At 61.7% G+C, this 15,876-nt stretch carries 16 protein-coding genes, 1 tRNA gene and 1 pseudogene; 5 read left to right on the top strand and 13 right to left on the bottom strand.

What is annotated here, in order from left to right:
- The first annotated feature begins 15 nt into the window (after nt 1-15).
- The 3 genes from I5961_RS11960 (at nt 16) to I5961_RS11950 (ending at nt 2,086) form a co-directional block, all read left to right on the top strand.
- Entirely contained in the window at nt 16-1,479 is a 1,464-nt protein-coding gene (locus I5961_RS11960) for a GDL motif peptide-associated radical SAM/SPASM maturase (RefSeq protein ID WP_085703723.1), read from the top strand.
- A gap of 96 nt (nt 1,480-1,575) precedes the next feature.
- The gene (locus tag I5961_RS11955) at nt 1,576-1,782 is read left to right on the top strand and encodes a hypothetical protein (protein ID WP_085700337.1); all 207 of its coding nucleotides are present in this window, start codon (nt 1,576-1,578) and stop codon (nt 1,780-1,782) included.
- Between the two features lie 229 nt (nt 1,783-2,011).
- A tRNA-Gln gene (locus tag I5961_RS11950) sits at nt 2,012-2,086 on the top strand.
- Nucleotides 2,087-2,350: 264 nt separating this feature from the next.
- On the opposite strand, the gene I5961_RS11945 is transcribed toward I5961_RS11950, so the two are convergent.
- Nucleotides 2,351-2,692 carry a hypothetical protein gene (locus tag I5961_RS11945; RefSeq protein WP_085700338.1) on the bottom strand — a complete coding sequence of 114 codons (342 nt, stop codon included), beginning with the start codon at nt 2,690-2,692 and terminating at the stop codon, nt 2,351-2,353.
- Between the two features lie 86 nt (nt 2,693-2,778).
- Nucleotides 2,779-3,426, bottom strand: coding sequence for an ATPase (locus tag I5961_RS11940; RefSeq protein WP_085700339.1), 648 nt, complete (start codon nt 3,424-3,426; stop codon nt 2,779-2,781).
- 164 nt (nt 3,427-3,590) lie between these two features.
- Here I5961_RS11940 and I5961_RS11935 point away from each other — a divergent pair, with 164 nt between their 5' ends.
- Entirely contained in the window at nt 3,591-3,836 is a 246-nt protein-coding gene (locus I5961_RS11935) for a hypothetical protein (protein WP_085700340.1), read from the top strand.
- 51 nt (nt 3,837-3,887) lie between these two features.
- Complete coding sequence (gene ahr, locus I5961_RS11930; RefSeq protein ID WP_085703722.1) at nt 3,888-4,919, top strand: NADPH-dependent aldehyde reductase Ahr; 1,032 nt, start codon at nt 3,888-3,890, stop codon at nt 4,917-4,919.
- Between the two features lie 165 nt (nt 4,920-5,084).
- Here ahr and catA read toward each other — a convergent pair whose 3' ends face one another.
- The 11 genes and pseudogenes from catA to I5961_RS11875 form a co-directional block, all read right to left on the bottom strand.
- Complete coding sequence (gene catA / locus I5961_RS11925; protein WP_227235333.1) at nt 5,085-5,999, bottom strand: catechol 1,2-dioxygenase; 915 nt, start codon at nt 5,997-5,999, stop codon at nt 5,085-5,087.
- Nucleotides 6,000-6,082: 83 nt separating this feature from the next.
- Nucleotides 6,083-6,373: a muconolactone Delta-isomerase gene (gene catC, locus I5961_RS11920; RefSeq protein ID WP_085700343.1), complete on the bottom strand. Its 291-nt coding sequence runs from the start codon at nt 6,371-6,373 to the stop codon at nt 6,083-6,085.
- Between the two features lie 18 nt (nt 6,374-6,391).
- The gene (locus I5961_RS11915) at nt 6,392-7,513 is read right to left on the bottom strand and encodes a muconate cycloisomerase family protein (protein WP_227235332.1); all 1,122 of its coding nucleotides are present in this window, start codon (nt 7,511-7,513) and stop codon (nt 6,392-6,394) included.
- A gap of 22 nt (nt 7,514-7,535) precedes the next feature.
- The gene (locus I5961_RS11910; RefSeq protein WP_085703719.1) at nt 7,536-8,297 is read right to left on the bottom strand and encodes a 1,6-dihydroxycyclohexa-2,4-diene-1-carboxylate dehydrogenase; all 762 of its coding nucleotides are present in this window, start codon (nt 8,295-8,297) and stop codon (nt 7,536-7,538) included.
- Nucleotides 8,298-8,324: 27 nt separating this feature from the next.
- Nucleotides 8,325-9,332 carry a benzoate 1,2-dioxygenase electron transfer component BenC gene (benC, locus tag I5961_RS11905; protein WP_227235331.1) on the bottom strand — a complete coding sequence of 336 codons (1,008 nt, stop codon included), beginning with the start codon at nt 9,330-9,332 and terminating at the stop codon, nt 8,325-8,327.
- Nucleotides 9,333-9,377: 45 nt separating this feature from the next.
- On the bottom strand, nt 9,378-9,866 hold the full coding sequence (benB, locus tag I5961_RS11900) for a benzoate 1,2-dioxygenase small subunit (protein ID WP_227235330.1): 489 nt from the start codon (nt 9,864-9,866) through the stop codon (nt 9,378-9,380).
- A pseudogene (gene benA / locus I5961_RS11895) lies at nt 9,866-11,219 on the bottom strand (benzoate 1,2-dioxygenase large subunit). The gene benB and the pseudogene benA overlap by 1 nt, the downstream one beginning before the upstream one ends.
- Nucleotides 11,220-11,360: 141 nt before the next feature.
- Nucleotides 11,361-12,317 (bottom strand): AraC family transcriptional regulator, encoded by a 957-nt coding sequence (locus I5961_RS11890; RefSeq protein WP_227235329.1) that lies wholly within the window; start codon nt 12,315-12,317, stop codon nt 11,361-11,363.
- A gap of 148 nt (nt 12,318-12,465) precedes the next feature.
- Nucleotides 12,466-14,592: a TonB-dependent receptor family protein gene (locus tag I5961_RS11885; protein WP_227235328.1), complete on the bottom strand. Its 2,127-nt coding sequence runs from the start codon at nt 14,590-14,592 to the stop codon at nt 12,466-12,468.
- Between the two features lie 142 nt (nt 14,593-14,734).
- Complete coding sequence (locus tag I5961_RS11880) at nt 14,735-15,016, bottom strand: hypothetical protein (RefSeq protein ID WP_085703715.1); 282 nt, start codon at nt 15,014-15,016, stop codon at nt 14,735-14,737.
- 58 nt (nt 15,017-15,074) lie between these two features.
- Nucleotides 15,075-15,845 (bottom strand): AraC family transcriptional regulator, encoded by a 771-nt coding sequence (locus tag I5961_RS11875; RefSeq protein WP_085700351.1) that lies wholly within the window; start codon nt 15,843-15,845, stop codon nt 15,075-15,077.
- Between the last annotated feature and the right edge of the window lie 31 nt (nt 15,846-15,876).

The raw sequence follows: 15,876 nt of genomic DNA, 5'->3' as shown, positions 1-15,876 counted from the left end.
GCGCAAGGATCTCCCATGACAGACAACCGCCCTGCCCGCTACCTCAGCGACACCGATCTCAAACGCTACGTGCCGGTGCACGTGGTCTGGGAAATCACCCTCGCCTGCGACCTCAAGTGTCTGCATTGCGGCTCCCGCGCGGGGCATCGGCGCCCCGATGAACTCAACACCCGCGAATGCCTCGACGTGATCGATTCCCTCGCCGCCCTGGGCACCCGCGAGATCACCCTGATCGGCGGCGAAGCCTATCTGCGCAAGGACTGGACGCAACTGATCCGCGCCATCCACGACCACGGCATGTACTGTGCGATCCAGACCGGCGGGCGCAATCTGACGCCAGCGAAGATGCAGGCAGCAGTCGAAGCGGGGCTCAACGGGGTCGGCATTTCCCTGGACGGACTCGCGCCGCTGCACGACAAGGTGCGCAACGTACCCGGCTCGTTCGACAAGGCTGTCGATACCCTGCGCCGGGCCAAGGCGTCAGGGCTGGCCGTCAGCGTCAACACCCAGATCGGCGCGGCCACGTTGCCGGATCTGCCAGAACTGATGGACACCATCATCGAGCTCGGCGCCACCCATTGGCAGATCCAGATCACGGTGGCCATGGGCAACGCCGTCGACCATCCTGAGCTGTTGCTCCAGCCGTACAAGCTGCTGGAAGTGATGCCGCTACTCGCCCGGTTGTACCGCGAAGGACTGGATCGCGGCCTGCTGATGAACGTCGGCAACAACATCGGTTATTACGGCCCTTACGAACATCTGTGGCGCGGCTTCGGCGACGAACGCGTGCACTGGAGCGGCTGCGCGGCCGGCCAGACCGTGCTGGCGCTGGAAGCGGACGGCACGGTTAAAGGTTGCCCGTCACTGGCGACCGTCGGGTTTTCCGGCGGCAACGTGCGCAACATGAGCCTGCACGACATCTGGCACTACAGCGAAGGCATGCACTTCGGCCGCCTGCGTTCGGTCGATGACCTGTGGGGTTACTGCCGAAGCTGCTATTACAACGACGTCTGCCGGGGCGGCTGCACCTGGACGTCGCATTCGCTGCTGGGCAAACCCGGCAACAATCCTTACTGCCATTACCGAACCCTGGAACTGCAAAAACAGGGTTTGCGCGAGCGCATCGTCAAAGTCGAAGACGCCGCCCAGCGCTCGTTTGCGGTCGGACGTTTTGACCTGATCACCGAACGCATCGACACCGGCGAAAAAGTCAGCAGCGTCAGCGACAGCGGGCAAGTGATCAAGCTCGCCTGGATCAATCAGGGCCAGTCCTCCCCCGAGGAAGGACGCCTGCCGACGCAACTGGCCCTGTGCCGCGACTGCCTGCAATACATCCACCCGCACGAATCGATCTGCCCGCACTGCCACGCCGATGTCGCCGCCGCCGAGGCCCGGCACCTGACCGACCGGGCGCGTCAGCAGGCGATCATGAAGACGCTGACCGGTTTGCTGGCGGGAATGCCGAGTTCGGTGAGCTGAGACGGCAGCGGCTGCCGTTCGCCCGGTTGCCGCTAAAAATCTCGAACTCGCCCGGTGGCGCTGTATCCAACGTTTAAGCCAACGGAGGTCAGCACCATGAACAACGACAGCAAAGCCCCACCTACTGATACGTCCGGCAAACCGGTCAATGTGGTGAAACGCGATCTTGAGGATCGGGACGACGCCACCCGCGGCGTGGATGAGGTCATCACGCCCTCATCGACCCGCACCAAGGAGCAGGACGCGGAGGAGTTGCAACGCAAGGTCGACGAAATCGAACGCAAGGTTGCGGACGGCAACTGATCGGTTCGTCGAGGCAGGTTTTCGCCAGGTTTTCGGGCTACAGCGCTCGCGCCAGTTTTGATGGCGCTCGCTGAAAAGCCCGAAAAACCTGACCGGCGATGCCGTCCGGGAAATAAGTAGCTGTTTTCCATGAAATTTATCTGTTTCAGGGGTTCACAGATCGAAAGAGCGCTGGTAAAGTGCCGCCCACTGTTGCAGAGGTCCTCCCGGGACTGAAACCAATAGCTACAGGGGCGTCGCCAAGCGGTAAGGCAGCAGGTTTTGATCCTGCCATGCGTTGGTTCGAATCCAGCCGCCCCTGCCATTTTTTCCTCGTTTCACCCTCTCCAGTTCCCTCTCGTTTTTTCGTTATCGATCCTTTCCTGTTTGCATGTGCACCTGGCGTATTTCTTCACGCCCGAACAATCAATAAATCGCCGCTTTCATCAGCCCTCGCGTTTCGTTTGCAGAGCTGATGAAAGCGGCGATTTTTTTTGGGCAAAAAAAATGCCCCGCAAGGTGCGGGGCAAAGAATTGGTTGGTTGCGGCCAACCAAAGGAGCATCTTCAAAAGCGTTAACCGACAGGCGTTACAGGCACTCCTGGGCAGCCCGTTCAAAACTCGACGGCAGGAAACTCGACGCCAGCAAGTGGCGCTCATACAAAAACACTTTGCCGCCGTCCTGTGCCTTGTAGGCTTCCAGCACGTTGTCCGCCGCCACCTTGCTCGGCACCACGATCCGGTAGCTGCGCTGGGTCTGCGAAACCGTCGGGTTCAGCGCGCTGCCCTGCAGTTTCGGCACCACGCATTCGGCGTACTGGGCAGGCGTCTTGTGCGTCTGCAGGGTCAACGTCGGGTCGTTCGGCGCGGAGGCGCAAGCGGTCAGCAACAAAGTGGCGCAGGCCATGACAGGGATAACAAAGGTACGCATGGAAAAAATCCTGAAAATAAAAGGTTCGGTTCTTCGGCAACGTTCAGTGTCACGGGCACTGCCGTTGCCGTTTTTGATCAAGGGGCTCAGCCTGCACTCACCAGGGCCTTGAGCGAGTCATCGAACTGTTTCAGGGCACTCAGTTGCAGGTCGCGCTGCTGTTCGATCCCGGCAGCGATTTCAGGCGCTGCCTTGTTGTGTACCCACACCGACGGCAGTTGCTTCTCCACCGCGCCTTCAGCCTTGCCGATGTATTGCAGGTTGGCGTCATAGAAGCGTGCGGCGAACCGCGCTTCGACCTGACTGTTGCGTTGGGTCAGCAAACGGTTGTGAGTGTCGAGCATCACCACAACGTCCGGATGGGCCTGCACCAGCGCATCGAGGCTGTCATAGACGGTTACCGAGAGAAATTGCTGTTGCAGCGAACTCATCAGCCAGTCGATGGCCAGCTCCGGATCGGAGCTGTCGACGAAGGCGTCACGAATCCGCGCATCGAGCGCATCCTTGGCGCCGTTCACCGCCACATCGTGGTAACGCTCGAGGTATTGCAGGTTGTCCAGAGTGTTTTCGCTGTACAGCACACCGACGGTTTGCGAGTGCTGCAGCGCGGCGCTGCTGGCGGCGACGGGCAGAAAATGGCACGACTGGGCATCATCTGCATAAGCCGGGGCTACGGTAGCGGCCACCCCGCCCATCAGCAGGGCGACTACAGCCAGTCGGGTCAAAGTCTTCATCGCGCAAATTCCTTCAGCGGCGTGTTCGATGGAGGCGATTTTCCGCCCATCGGCGCCAAAGCAGAACTTGCGTTTCTTGATGGTCACTATTACTTGAAGCAATAGTTGAACCCCATGCAGACTGCGCCACACTCAATCACAACGAAAACAGATGAGGATTACCCGTGCGAACCTTTGACCTGATCCGCGATGCCGTCCTGCCCGAGTTCCGCGACCGGGTTGCCGAATACCTGGTCGAATACGAAACCGTACTGAGCCAGTCAGCGGACAATTCAGAGTCGGTACAAGCCGTGGCCAATCAGTTGCGCGGTTATCTGCGCGGCCTCAATACCACCCGAGTGCTGGGCATGGCGGACTGGGAAGAGCTGGACCGGCGCGTGCTGAACACCTGGCTAGCGCCCGCTCGATGACACGCTAGACTCTTCAGGCTGCGCCCGCAGCGCCAGACCTGGAGGTGTCCCATGAGCAATAACACCGAACCCACGACATTCACCGGCTGGGCCGCCACCTCGGCCGGCGCGCCGCTGGAGCGCTTCAGTTACGACCCCGGCCCGCTGGGGGACGAAGAAGTCGAAGTCGCCGTGGAATATTGCGGCGTCTGCCATTCCGACCAGTCGCTGATCGACAACGACTGGGGCATCAGCCAATACCCCTTCATTCCCGGCCATGAAGTGGTCGGCCGCATCGTGCGCACCGGCCCGCAGGTGCGCGGTCTGGAAATCGGTCAGCGCGTGGGAATCGGCTGGTACAAGGGCAGCTGCATGCATTGCTCGTCCTGCATCGGTGGTTCCCATCACCTGTGCGCCACCGCAAAACCGACGATTATCGGCAGCCACGGCGGTTTCGCCGATCGGCTGCGCACGCATTGGGCCTGGGCGCTGAAACTGCCGGACAACCTCGACCCGGCACTCGCCGGTCCGCTGTTCTGCGCCGGCTCCACGGTCTTCAATCCGCTGGTGGAATTCGACATCAAGCCGACCGACCGGGTCGGCGTGGTGGGCATCGGCGGCCTCGGCCATCTGGCACTGCGATTTCTCAATGCCTGGGGTTGCGATGTCACCGCGTTCACCTCTTCCCTGAGCAAACAGGACGAAGCCAAACGCCTCGGCGCCCACAAGGTCGTCGCTTCCACCGACAGCGAGGCGCTGAAAGCGATTGCCGGCACCCTGGACTTTCTGCTGATCACCGCCAACGCCAACCTTGACTGGACGGCCATGCTCGCCACCCTGCGCGGCAAGGGGCGGCTGCACTTCGTCGGCATCGTGCCCGACGCGATTCCTGTGCATGTGTTCAACCTCATCCCTCAACAGAAATCCCTGTCAGCCTCCCCGGTCGGTTCGCCCGCCACCGCAGCGACCATGCTTGAGTTCTGCGCGCGGCATCAGATCCTGCCGCAGGTCGAGGAATTTCCGATGAGCAAGGTCAATGAAGCTGTTGACCATCTGCGCAGCGGCAAGGCGCGATACCGGATTGTGTTGAACGCCAGCAAATGAACCCAAAGGCGCGTGAGCCAAAAACTCACGCGCCTTTTTTGCCTGAGAAACACCTTCAAGCCCGTGCAGATCTGAGCTTTCGAACTTATTCCATAAGCGCAGCACCTGCCGATTTAGCATTACGTTTTTCAGAAGAGAGGGAGCCATGGGCTCCCTTTCCTGCCTTCAGACGTCCTGCAATGCCCTCGGGCGCTGGCTGCGCTGTTCAGCCAGCGCATCAGGCGCCTGCTGCAACTGGAAGTCGAATTTCAGTTCGGCTCGGCGTCCCGCTGCATCCTCCAGAAACTCGACCTCCCCGACCAACCCTTCCCGGGTCGCGTACGCGAAGTCATCCCACAGGTATTTGTCCCCCGACAGATTGATCTGCGTCGTCAGGTGTCGATGCCCCGGTGCAGAAATGAAGAAGTGAATGTGAGCCGGGCGCTGGCCGTGGCGGCCGAGCAGGTTCAGGCATTCCTGGGTCGGGCCTTGCGGGTCGCAGCCGTAACCGGATGGCACGATGCTGCGGGCGCGATAGCGGCCTTCGGCGTCGGTGATGATCCGCCGACGCAGGTTGTACTCGGACTGGCTCTGATCGAAGAACGAATAGGTGCCCCTGGTGTTGGCGTGCCACAGGTCGACCGTGGCGCCGACGAGCGGCTGACCCTGCGGGTTGAACACCTGGCCTTCGAGCAACATCAGCGTGGCGACGCCCTCTTCGCGGCCGTCGTCCATCCGGCATTCACCTTCGTAGAGTGGCGCGCCGGCCACGTACAACGGGCCTTCGATGGTGCGCGGCGTGCCGCCGGTCAAGCCGATCTGCGCATCCTTGGCGTCCTGCAGCAGGTCGAGGAAATGCTCCAGACCGAGGCCGGCCACCAGCAGCCCGGCCTCCGAGCGGCCACCCAGACGGTTGAGGTAGTCGACGGCTTTCCAGAATTCGTCTTCGTTGATCTCGAGGTCTTCGATGATCCGGGCGGTGTCCTGCAACACCCGCAGGACGATGGTTTTCAAGCGTGAGCTGCCGCCATCGTTGGCAAAACCGGCGGCTTGTTCGAAGAACTTTTGCAGTTCGGCAGTGTGGGCAATCTTCACGGTCATGGTGTTCACCTCATCTTGTTGTTGTGTTTACTCAGCTCTCTCGGATCAACCACAGGTTTCAGCGGTGGATTCATTTTTTGGGCTCAGCGGTCGTCGGCGTGGATCGACGAGGGATGGCGGCAGAGGCCGTCGATTTCGATTTCCATGTAGGGAAACAGCGGCAGCAGCATCAGGGTGTTGTGCAAGGCTTCGACGCTCGGAACGTCGAACACGCTGTAATTGGCGTAGTGCCCGGCGATGCGCCAGAGGTGGCGCCACTGGCCTTCGCGTTGCAGGCGCTGGGCGAGTTCCTTCTCGTCGGCCTTGAGCCGGGTGGCAACGGCCGGGTCCATGTCGGCGGGCAACTTCACGGTCATTTTTACGTGGAACAGCATGGCGTTCTCCTTGGGGAATCAATGCCGGCGAAAACGCGCCAGACGCTCTTCATCCAGCGCGAGGCCCAGGCCCGGGGTGCGTGGAATGTGCAGGTGGAAGTCGCGGTATTGCGGGCGCTCGGTGACGATGTCTTCGGTCAGCAACAGCGGGCCGAACAGCTCGGTGTCCCAGGTCAGTTGCCTGAGGGTGAGGAAAGCGTGGGCCGAGGCCAAAGTGCCGACGGAACCCTCAAGCATCGTGCCGCCGTACAAAGCGATGCCGGCGGCTTCGGCGATTTGCGCGGTGCGCAACACGGCGCGCGGGTCACCGTTCTTGGCAATTTTCAGGGCGAATACGCTGGCGGCGCCGTCGGCGGCGAGGCTGAACGCGTCCTCGACGCTTTCAATCGATTCGTCGGCCATGATCGGCGCCGGGCTGCGCTGGTTCAGGCGAATCTGCCCGGAGCGGTTGACCCGCGAGATCGGCTGTTCGATCAGGTCGATGCCGTTGTCGCCGAGCATCTGACAGCCACGAATCGCCTGCGACTCGTCCCAGTACTGGTTGACGTCGACCCGCACACTGGCGCGTTCGCCCAGGGCTTTTTTGATCGCCACGACGTGTTTGAGATCCTGCTCCAGCGGGTTGGCGCCGATCTTCAACTTGAAGATCCGGTGCCGCCGCGCTTCCAGCATTTGTTCGGCTTCGGCGATATCGCGGACGGTGTCGCCGCTGGCCAGGGTCCAGGCCACTTCGAGGCTGTCGCGGACCCGGCCACCGAGCAGTTCGCTTACGGGCAGGCCGAGGCGTTTGCCTTGGGCGTCGAGCAAAGCGCTCTCGATGCCGGACTTGGCGAAGGTGTTGCCCTTGGCGATCTTGTCGAGTTTCTGCATCGCGGCGTTGATGTTGTCTGCGTCCATGCCGATCAGCGCCGGCGCCAGGTGCGCGTCGATGTTGGCCTTGATGCTTTCCGGGCTTTCGTAGCCGTAGGCCAGGCCGCCGATGGTGGTGGCTTCGCCGATGCCTTCGATACCGTCGCTGCAACGCAGGCGCAGGATCACCAGCGTCTGGTTCTGCATCGTGTGCATCGCCAGTTTGTGCGGGCGGATGGTCGGCAGGTCGACAATGATCGCCGACAGGTTTTCAATCAGGATCCGGTTCATTTCAGTGTCCATTCAAGCGTGATCAACCAAGGTCACCGCCGCCGACCGGCAGGGTCACGCCGGTGATGTAGGAGGCGTCGTCCGAGGCGAGAAACAGGATCGCGCCGACCTGTTCATCAATGGTTCCGTAGCGTTTCATCAGGCTGCTATCGAGGGTTTGCGCGACGATTTCCTGGTACCAGGCCTGTTCCTGCGCGGACTGTTCGGCGGTGTTGCGCGGGATGCGCCGGGGCGGCGCTTCGGTGCCGCCGGGCGCGGTGGCGTTGACCCGGATCCCGCGCTCGGCATTCTCGAAGGCCAGGCAGGCTGTGAGCGCATTGATTCCGCCCTTCGCCGCGCCGTAGGGGACGCGGTTCAGGCTGCGGGTCGCGATCGACGACACATTGACGATCGCGCCGCATCCCTGCTTGAGCATGTATGGCAACGCGGCGTGGCAGCACCACAGCGTCGGGAACAACGAGCGGCGCACTTCGGCCTCGATCTGCTCGACTTCGTAATGCTCGAACGGCTTGGCCCAAATGGTGCCGCCGACGTTATTGACCAGCACATCCAGACGCCCGAACGCATCGATGGCGGCGTTCATCACCCGGGCGCAATCGGCGTATTGCTCAAGGTCGGCGGTCAGCGACAGCACGCTCTCGCCCTGCAGTTCGTGAACCAGCCCGGAGCGGTCGACGGCGATGACCTGCGCGCCCTCCTTCAGCAAGCGCTCGCACACCCGGCGACCGATGCCCTGCGCCGCGCCGGTGACCAGCGCGACCTTGTTGGCGAATCTGTTGTTCATGACAACCTCGCAATTCAGAAAGAAGACTCAGGCCGCCGCGAATTTCTCGTAGTAGAAGTTCGCCGGCGTGATGCCCTGTTCGCGGATGTACTGGCTGACCGCCTCGACCATCGGCGGCGGGCCGCACAGGTACACGTCGACGTCGCCTTCGTTGAGGTGGCGCGGCTCGATGTGCTGGGTGACGTAGCCCTTGAGCGGGTGCTGGCTCTGCGGATTGGCCACGCAGGCGCTGAAGCTGAAATTCGGAATCCGCGCGGCGAAGGCTTCGAGGCGGTCGAGTTCCACCAGATCGAAATCGTTGGTCACGCCGTAGATCAGGTGAACCGGGTGCTCGCTGCCTTGCTCGGCGATCTTCTCCAACATCGCCGTGAATGGCGCCAGCCCGGTACCGCCGGCCAACAGCAACAGCGGCCGCTTGATCTCGCGCAAGTAGAAACTGCCCAGCGGCCCGGCCAGATTCAGGCTGTCGCCAGCCTTGGCCAGCCCGGTCAGGAAACTGCTCATCAAGCCGCCGGGGACATTGCGGATCAGGAAACTGACCTCGCCGTTCTTCTGCAACGAGCTGAAGGAATAGGCGCGCGATTGCTCGCTGCCCGGCACTTGCAGGTTGACGTATTGCCCCGGCAGGAATGCCAGTTTGCTCAGGGACTCACCCTTGAGCGACAGCGCGATGGTGCTTTCGGAGAGCTGACGAACATCGCTGATCGCCGCCTGATAACTCGCCTGCCCGGTCTTGCAGACCTGCGAGCCCACCGGCACCCGTACCACGCAATCGCTTTCGGCGCGCATCTGGCAAGTCAGGACGTAACCCTGGGCCAGTTCGTCTTCACTCAAGGCGTCTTCGATGAAGTTGTCGCCCATGTCGTATCGCCCGGCCTCGGCGAAACACTTGCAGGTACCGCAGGCGCCGTCGCGGCAATCCAGCGGAATGTTGATGCCCTGGCGGTAGGCCGCGTCGGCAACGGTTTCGTGGCCCGAGGCCTCGATGAAACGGGTGACCCCGTCTTCGAAATTCAGTGCGATCTGGAAACTCATGGTGCACCTCGCTCACAGCGTCGAGCCCGGCTCGCCGCCGCTCGATCAGATGTGATAGATGTCGATGACCTGACGGACGTAATCGTTCTTCAGCACGACTTTCTTGGCCTTGATCAACGGCTGTTCGCCGCGCAGATCGAGGGTGTAGAAGCTGGTGCCGAAGTAACTGTCGGTGACCTGATAACGAAAGCTCAGGGTGTGCCAGTTGAAGCGCACCTGACATTGGCCTTCGCCCTGCTCGACGATCTCGATGTTGCTGAGGTTGTGCGAGGTGCGGGTGTCGGGAATCGTTGCGCTGGAGCGCTCGGTCTTGATCCGGAATACCCGGTCTTCGAGGCCGCCACGGTTGCCGTACCAGATCAGCGAGATTTCGCTTTGCGGGTCTTCGGTCAGGGTGTCGTGGTCGTCCCAGGCCGGCATCCAGAAACTGGCGTCGGCGGCGTAGAGTTCCAGCCACTGGTCCCACTGGCCGTCGTCCAGATAGCGCGCCTCGCGGTAGAGGAAATTGCGCACGGTGTCGTAGAGATTGCTCATCACACAGCCTCCACGGGAATCAGATCCGGCTCGGTGGAAGCAGCCTTGAGCATGGTTTCCTGCCAGTACTTGTGTTGCAGCACGAACAGGCCTTCGTCCTCGGTGCGCATGCCGGACAGCAAGGGCTTGAGGTCGATTTCCTCGGCCGCCGCGTCCGCGCCTTCGACCCAATGCGTCGCGCCACGGGACATATCGTTCCAGCCGCGCCCGGCGCCGTAGCCGGTCTGACACGAGCGGAACTCTTCGAGGTCATCCGGGGTGGCCATGCCGCTGACGTTGAAGAAGTCTTCGTACTGGCGAATGCGTTTGGCCCGGGCCTCCGCGCTTTCGCCTTTGGGGGCGATGCAGTAGATGGTGATCTCGGTCTTGTCGACAGAGATCGGCCGGGCGATGCGGATCTGCGAGCTGAACTGATCCATCAGGTACACGTTGGGGTACAGGCACAGGTTGCGCGAGTTCTCGATCATCCAGTCGGCACGGGCCTGGCCGAAGTCCCGCGCCAGCTCATCACGGCGCTCGTAGGCCGGACGGTCTTCGGGGTTGGCCCAGCGGGTCCAGAGCAGCAGATGGCCGTGGTCGAACGAGTAGAAACCACCGCCCTTTTTCGCCCAGCTGCCGGCGCTCATGGTCTTGATTTCTTCTCCGGCGTCGCGCTGCTGACGCTGATTCTGAGTAGCGGCGTAGTTCCAGTGCACGGAGCTGACGTGATAGCCATCGGCACCATTTTCGGCGGTGAGTTTCCAGTTGCCTTCGTAGATGTAGGAACTGGAACCGCGCAGCACTTCCAGGCCCTCGGGGGACTGATCGACGATCATGTCGATGATCTTGGCCGACTCGCCCAGATGCTCGGCAAGCGACTTCACATTGGCATTCAGGCTGCCGAACAGAAAGCCGCGATAGGATTCGAAACGCGCGACTTTGGTCAGGTCGTGAGAGCCTTCGCAGTTGAAGCCTTCGGGATAGCCGGCTTCGCTTGGGTCCTTGACCTTGAGCAGTTTGCCGCTGTTGTTGAACGTCCAGCCGTGGAACGGGCAGGTATAGCTGGAACGGTTGCCGGACTTGTGCCGGCACAACATAGCGCCGCGATGGCTGCACGCATTGAGAAAGGCATTCAGCTCACCGGCCTTGTTGCGGGCGATGAACACGGGTTGGCGACCCATGGTGGTGGTCAGAAAATCGTTGGCGTTGGGGATCTGGCTTTCGTGGGCGAGGTAGATCCAGTTGCCTTCGAAGATGTGCGCCATCTCCAGTTCAAACAGCCGCGGGTCGGTGAACATTTCCCGCTTGCAGCGGTAGGCCCTTCTCGGGGTCCTCTTCAAGCATGGCATTGAGGTAGTCGATTCCCAGGGACATGGCCGGGGCCTCCATTGTTATTGTTCAGGCCAGGCCAGATTAGGGAGGCAACGCGGGCGGCAATATCCGAATCCTGCAGAGTGCTATCCGTTTTGTGCAGGACGGCGCGCCAGGTGCTTCAGATTGTTTCGGGGCGTGGATTCAGTGACGGCGTTTGAAGGTTACGGACGGCAATTCGCCGAACTGTTGGCGATAGCTTTCGGAGAACCGGCCGAGGTGCAGGAAGCCATAGTCCAGCGCCAGTTCGGTGAGGTTGCGCACCGGACAGCTCGGGTCGCTGAGGCAGGCATGAATGCGTTCCAGCTTGCGCTGGCGGATGTATTGCATCGGGGTCACGCCGAGCTGGCGTTCGAACAGCGCGTACAGGGAACGCGGGCTCATGTTCGCCTGGGCCGCCAGGTGTTCAGCGGGCAGATCCCGCTTCAGGTTGCGTTCGATGTAGTCGAGGATCCGCTCGAAACTGACGCTCGGCGAACTCAGGCATTCACGGCTGACGTTGGTGTTCATCAGCGAAATCAGTTTGCTGCCGACGATCTGCGCGTAATGCTCCTGCACCCGCAGCAACGGGTCGCTGGCTTCGGCTTCCTGGCAGATCATGCCCAACAGGTGGGTAAACCCTTCCAGCTCGTCGAGCCGGTAATGATTGCGCAGAAACCGGATGCCGCCGGCAGGATGCAGCCAGCGCTGCTCGTCGCACACCGACTCCAGCACGCTGACCGGCACCTTGAGGATGAATTTCTCGCAATCGTCGGAATAAGTCAGGTCGACCGGATCGTCCGGGTTGATCAACAGCAATTCGCCCGGCACCAGATGATGCTCACGCTGGTGCCCGCGCCACAGGCAGTTGCCTTGCAGCAGGACTTGCAGGTGATAGACCGTTTCCAGTGCGAGCGACGTGACGCGAACACTGCCGCCATAGCTGATGCGGCACAGATCGAGGTCGGCGAGTTTGCGGTGGTTGAGGCTGGCTTGCGGGTGGGTGGTTTTGGACAGGCCGATGAAATGCTGGCCGACGTGCTGGTTCACATAGTCGGAGACGGCATACGGGTCAGCGTGGCGAAACACGCTGCTGCGGTCGCTCAGCAGGCGGCTGTCCATGGGCAAGGCACTCGATCTTGTCGTTATGGTGATGGTCACGGTTTGCGCCATCACCGGTCACAGTACGCCGGCGTGCCGGATCGGGCAATTGGACGAAGGTTTGGCTGTCCGGTGATCGAACGGTTTCAATCACCGTGCTTTCGTCGGATCAAAGCAGACTCCACGACACCCCGACATACATCGCCATGCCCTCGCCCGGCGTGGAGCGTGCGGCGTCCAGTCCTTTATCGTCATAGCCCGGCGTAACGGTTGCGGCGTAGTGCTTGTCGGTCAGGTTGCGCATGTCCATCCAGGTCTGCCAGTCGCCTTTGGGTGCGTTGTAGCCGAGCGTCGCGCCGAAGGTGGCGTAAGGATCGGCGTAGTAACTGTTGGCGTAATCCACTGCGGTTTTCGAGACCAGTTGCGTGTTGACCGCCGCGAAGAAGCCCTGCGGGAAGTCGTAGCGCAGTTCGCCCTGGTAGTAATGCATCGGCAGGCCCGGCAGGCGGTTGTCACCGAAGCGATCGTCGTCGCGGTAGTGGAAGTCGCTGAAGGTGTAGGCCTGGCGCAGGCTCAACTTGCCGCCATCGTTCGATGTCCACAGATTGCTGTTGAGGCTGGCTTCAATACCTTGGTGCACGGTCGGGGTGGCGTTGAGTTCGTAAGGCGTGGTGGCGTTGGCGTCCGGCAACACCGAAAGCAATTCGTGGCGCACCTGGGCGTAGTACCACGCCAGGCTCCATTCGCCGAGCGCGCTGTCGCCACGGCCGCCGAGTTCCAGAGTGGTCGCGGTCTGGTTCTGCAGTTTGATGGGGTCGCGTTGGGTGCCGGTGGCGGCACCGCTGCCGGCCGGGAACCGCACGTTGGAGCTGTAGATCAGCGACCACGGATGCGGCGCTTCGACCGAGCGGCTGAGGTTGCCGAACAGTTGCAGATCCGGCGTCACCTGATAGCGCAGGCCCAGACGGGGCGCGTAGTCCCAGTCACCGAGGCTGGTCTTGCCGCCACCTTCGGGATAGGTCACGGCGCTTTCGCGGCAGGTGTAGATCGCGGCGAGGCCGGTGGTCAGCCAAAGGTCGTCGGCGATTTCCAGGTCGTTGCCCACGTGCAGGACAGAATCCGAACCCTGATAAGTGAAGTTGCGCATGTGAGTGCCCGGCGCATAGCTGGCGGTGTTGCCGGTGGGAATTCGCACCCGTTCGCTGGCACCGTCGTTGGGCAGGTGTTTGGTCACCCGCAGGCCCACGGTGCTGTTGCTCTCCATGCCCCAGAGCGTGTCGCGGCGCTTGTAGTCGAACGTGCCGCTGACATCGGTGTACGCGACCTTCAAGCGGTTCGGGCCTTCGCGCAGGTCCATCGGGTAATCGTGATAAACCAGACCGGTCTGGATACTCGAATCGTCATCGATGTAGTACGTGGTCTTGTTGCCGATGAAGGTGCTTCCGGGCTGATCGCGGCTGTCGTTGCGCGTCACGTAGGCCGGGTTGGCCGCACGCGGATCATGTTCGATGGAATGTTTGGTCACCCGGCCGGCGAGGTCGTTGTCGGTCTCGCGGTGACGGATGTAGAAGCGGGTTTCCAGATTCGGATTGAAGCGATAACCGAAGTTGGCGATCACGCCCTGGCTCTTGCTCGCGGTGTGATCCTGATAACCGTCGGAATGCGCGTCGGTCATCGACAGGTAGTAATCGAAATCGCCCAGCACCTGACCGGAGCTGACTTGTCGCTGGGCATAACCGTGGCTGCCCATGACGTAGCGCACATTCAGCAGCGGCGCGTTATAGCCGGTGTGGCTGACGTAATCGACGGCGCCGCCGAGCGCCAGCGCACCGCGATCAAAGCCGTTGGCGCCGCGCAGCACTTCTACATGGTCGAGCCACAGCGGCTCCAGCAATTCGTAAGGCGTGCCGCCGGGACCGGTAAGCGGCAGGCCGTCGAGCATCGTGTACAGCCCTGAAGCGTGAGCACCGGGAGCGCGGTTGATGCCCGAACCACGGATCGAAATCTTCGTCCCTTCGTTGCCCGCCGACTGGGCATAGACACCCGGCTGGTACGCCAGCACGTCCTGATTGCTGGCAACCCGGCCCTGCAATGGCTGGCGCATATCGACCACGTTGCTGCCACCCGGCACCTGGGCCAGACGAGCCTTCGCCTCCTCCACCGACGCATCCTCACCGCTCTGATCCTCGGCCCCGATCAGCACTTGCCCCAGCTCCAGTCCCTGGGATTGCGCCTTGACCGGACAGACAAGGGCCAGCCCCAGCAAGGCAGCGGGCAGGGTTTTGAGCGAAGGCATCGGGTGAACTCCAGACAGGCGGGAACGGACAGTGACAACTGCGACGTATGAAAGAACGAAGGAAACACATGGCGATTTGGTTTTTTGTCAGGTGCTCAGGCCGCTGAACTGCCCATTGGAGCTTCGTGAAACCCGCCCCCCGTCAATTCCTGCACTTGGCCAACACCACCTGACAGGTGTCCGGCGTTCCCCCGGAACGTCCGGCGTAACGCATGCAGTTGGCCATGGATTTTTGCCGGGCCATGTTCAGGCTGGAGCCCCAGGCTAGACCACCCTCCCCGACCGTCGGCAACGCCTTGGCGTAACAGCTGTCGCCAACACCTGATGGCGGATAGTGCGTTCTGTTCGAGCATCCCGAAGCCAGCATCACGCTGAAGGCGATCAAGAGCCACGACGAGCAGTGAAGCGCGAATGTTCTGCTCATCCCGTTTCCCCCTCGAAAGACGACCGCGATCCGTTGAGTCTAGTCGCTGCGTCCGTATTCACTGGGCGGTCGCCTGTCGATACTGACGCGGTGTGAACCCGGTCGAAGCCTTGAATTGGCGAGTGAAGGCGCTGTGATCGGTGTAACCGCATTGCAGCGCCACCTCGGTGATCGGCAGGTCGGTGTGCAACAACCGATGGGCCTGTTCCAGCCGCACTTTCTGGATCATCTGCCGAGGCGTCAGGTGGAACACCCGTTTGCAGTAACGCTCCAGTTGCGCCACCGAAATACCGGCGATCCGGGTCAGTTCGCCCAAAGTGACACGCCGATTGAAATGCGCGCGGATGTGTTCGTCGACCGCCGCCAGACGCTGAAACGCCGGGTGGGTTTCGCTGGCCGATTGCAGATCCACCGAAATCCCCGCCAGACCGATGATCTCGCCGTCACGGTTGTACAGCGGACGCTTGTGCGTCAGGCACCAGCCCGGTTCGCGACTGCCGTACAGGTGCAGTTCCAGCTGATCCTCCAGCACGAATCCCTCCTCCAGCACCCGCCGATCCTGCTCGGTGTAACCCGGCCCCAATTGCGCCGGAAATACCTGCGCGCTGGTTTTGCCGAGCAAGGGTTTCAGGTCTTTCAGCCCGCAGCGCTGCACCAGTGTGCGGTTGGCCAGGACGTAACGCGCCTGCACATCCTTGATGAAGATCGCCGCGTTGGGGATCACGTCGAGCATCGGCAACAGCGGTGCCACCCCCGCCAGCAGTGCCTCGAGGGTGTGCGGACGATTGTGTTCATCGCCCTGGCACAGGATCGCAAATGCGTTCTGCATGGTGACGGTTTTCCCCGGTGAGTGGATCGGG

Source organism: Pseudomonas sp. IAC-BECa141 (assembly GCF_020544405.1).
Classification (GTDB): Bacteria; Pseudomonadota; Gammaproteobacteria; order Pseudomonadales; family Pseudomonadaceae; genus Aquipseudomonas.
This window is presented reverse-complemented; position numbering and strand designations above follow the sequence as displayed.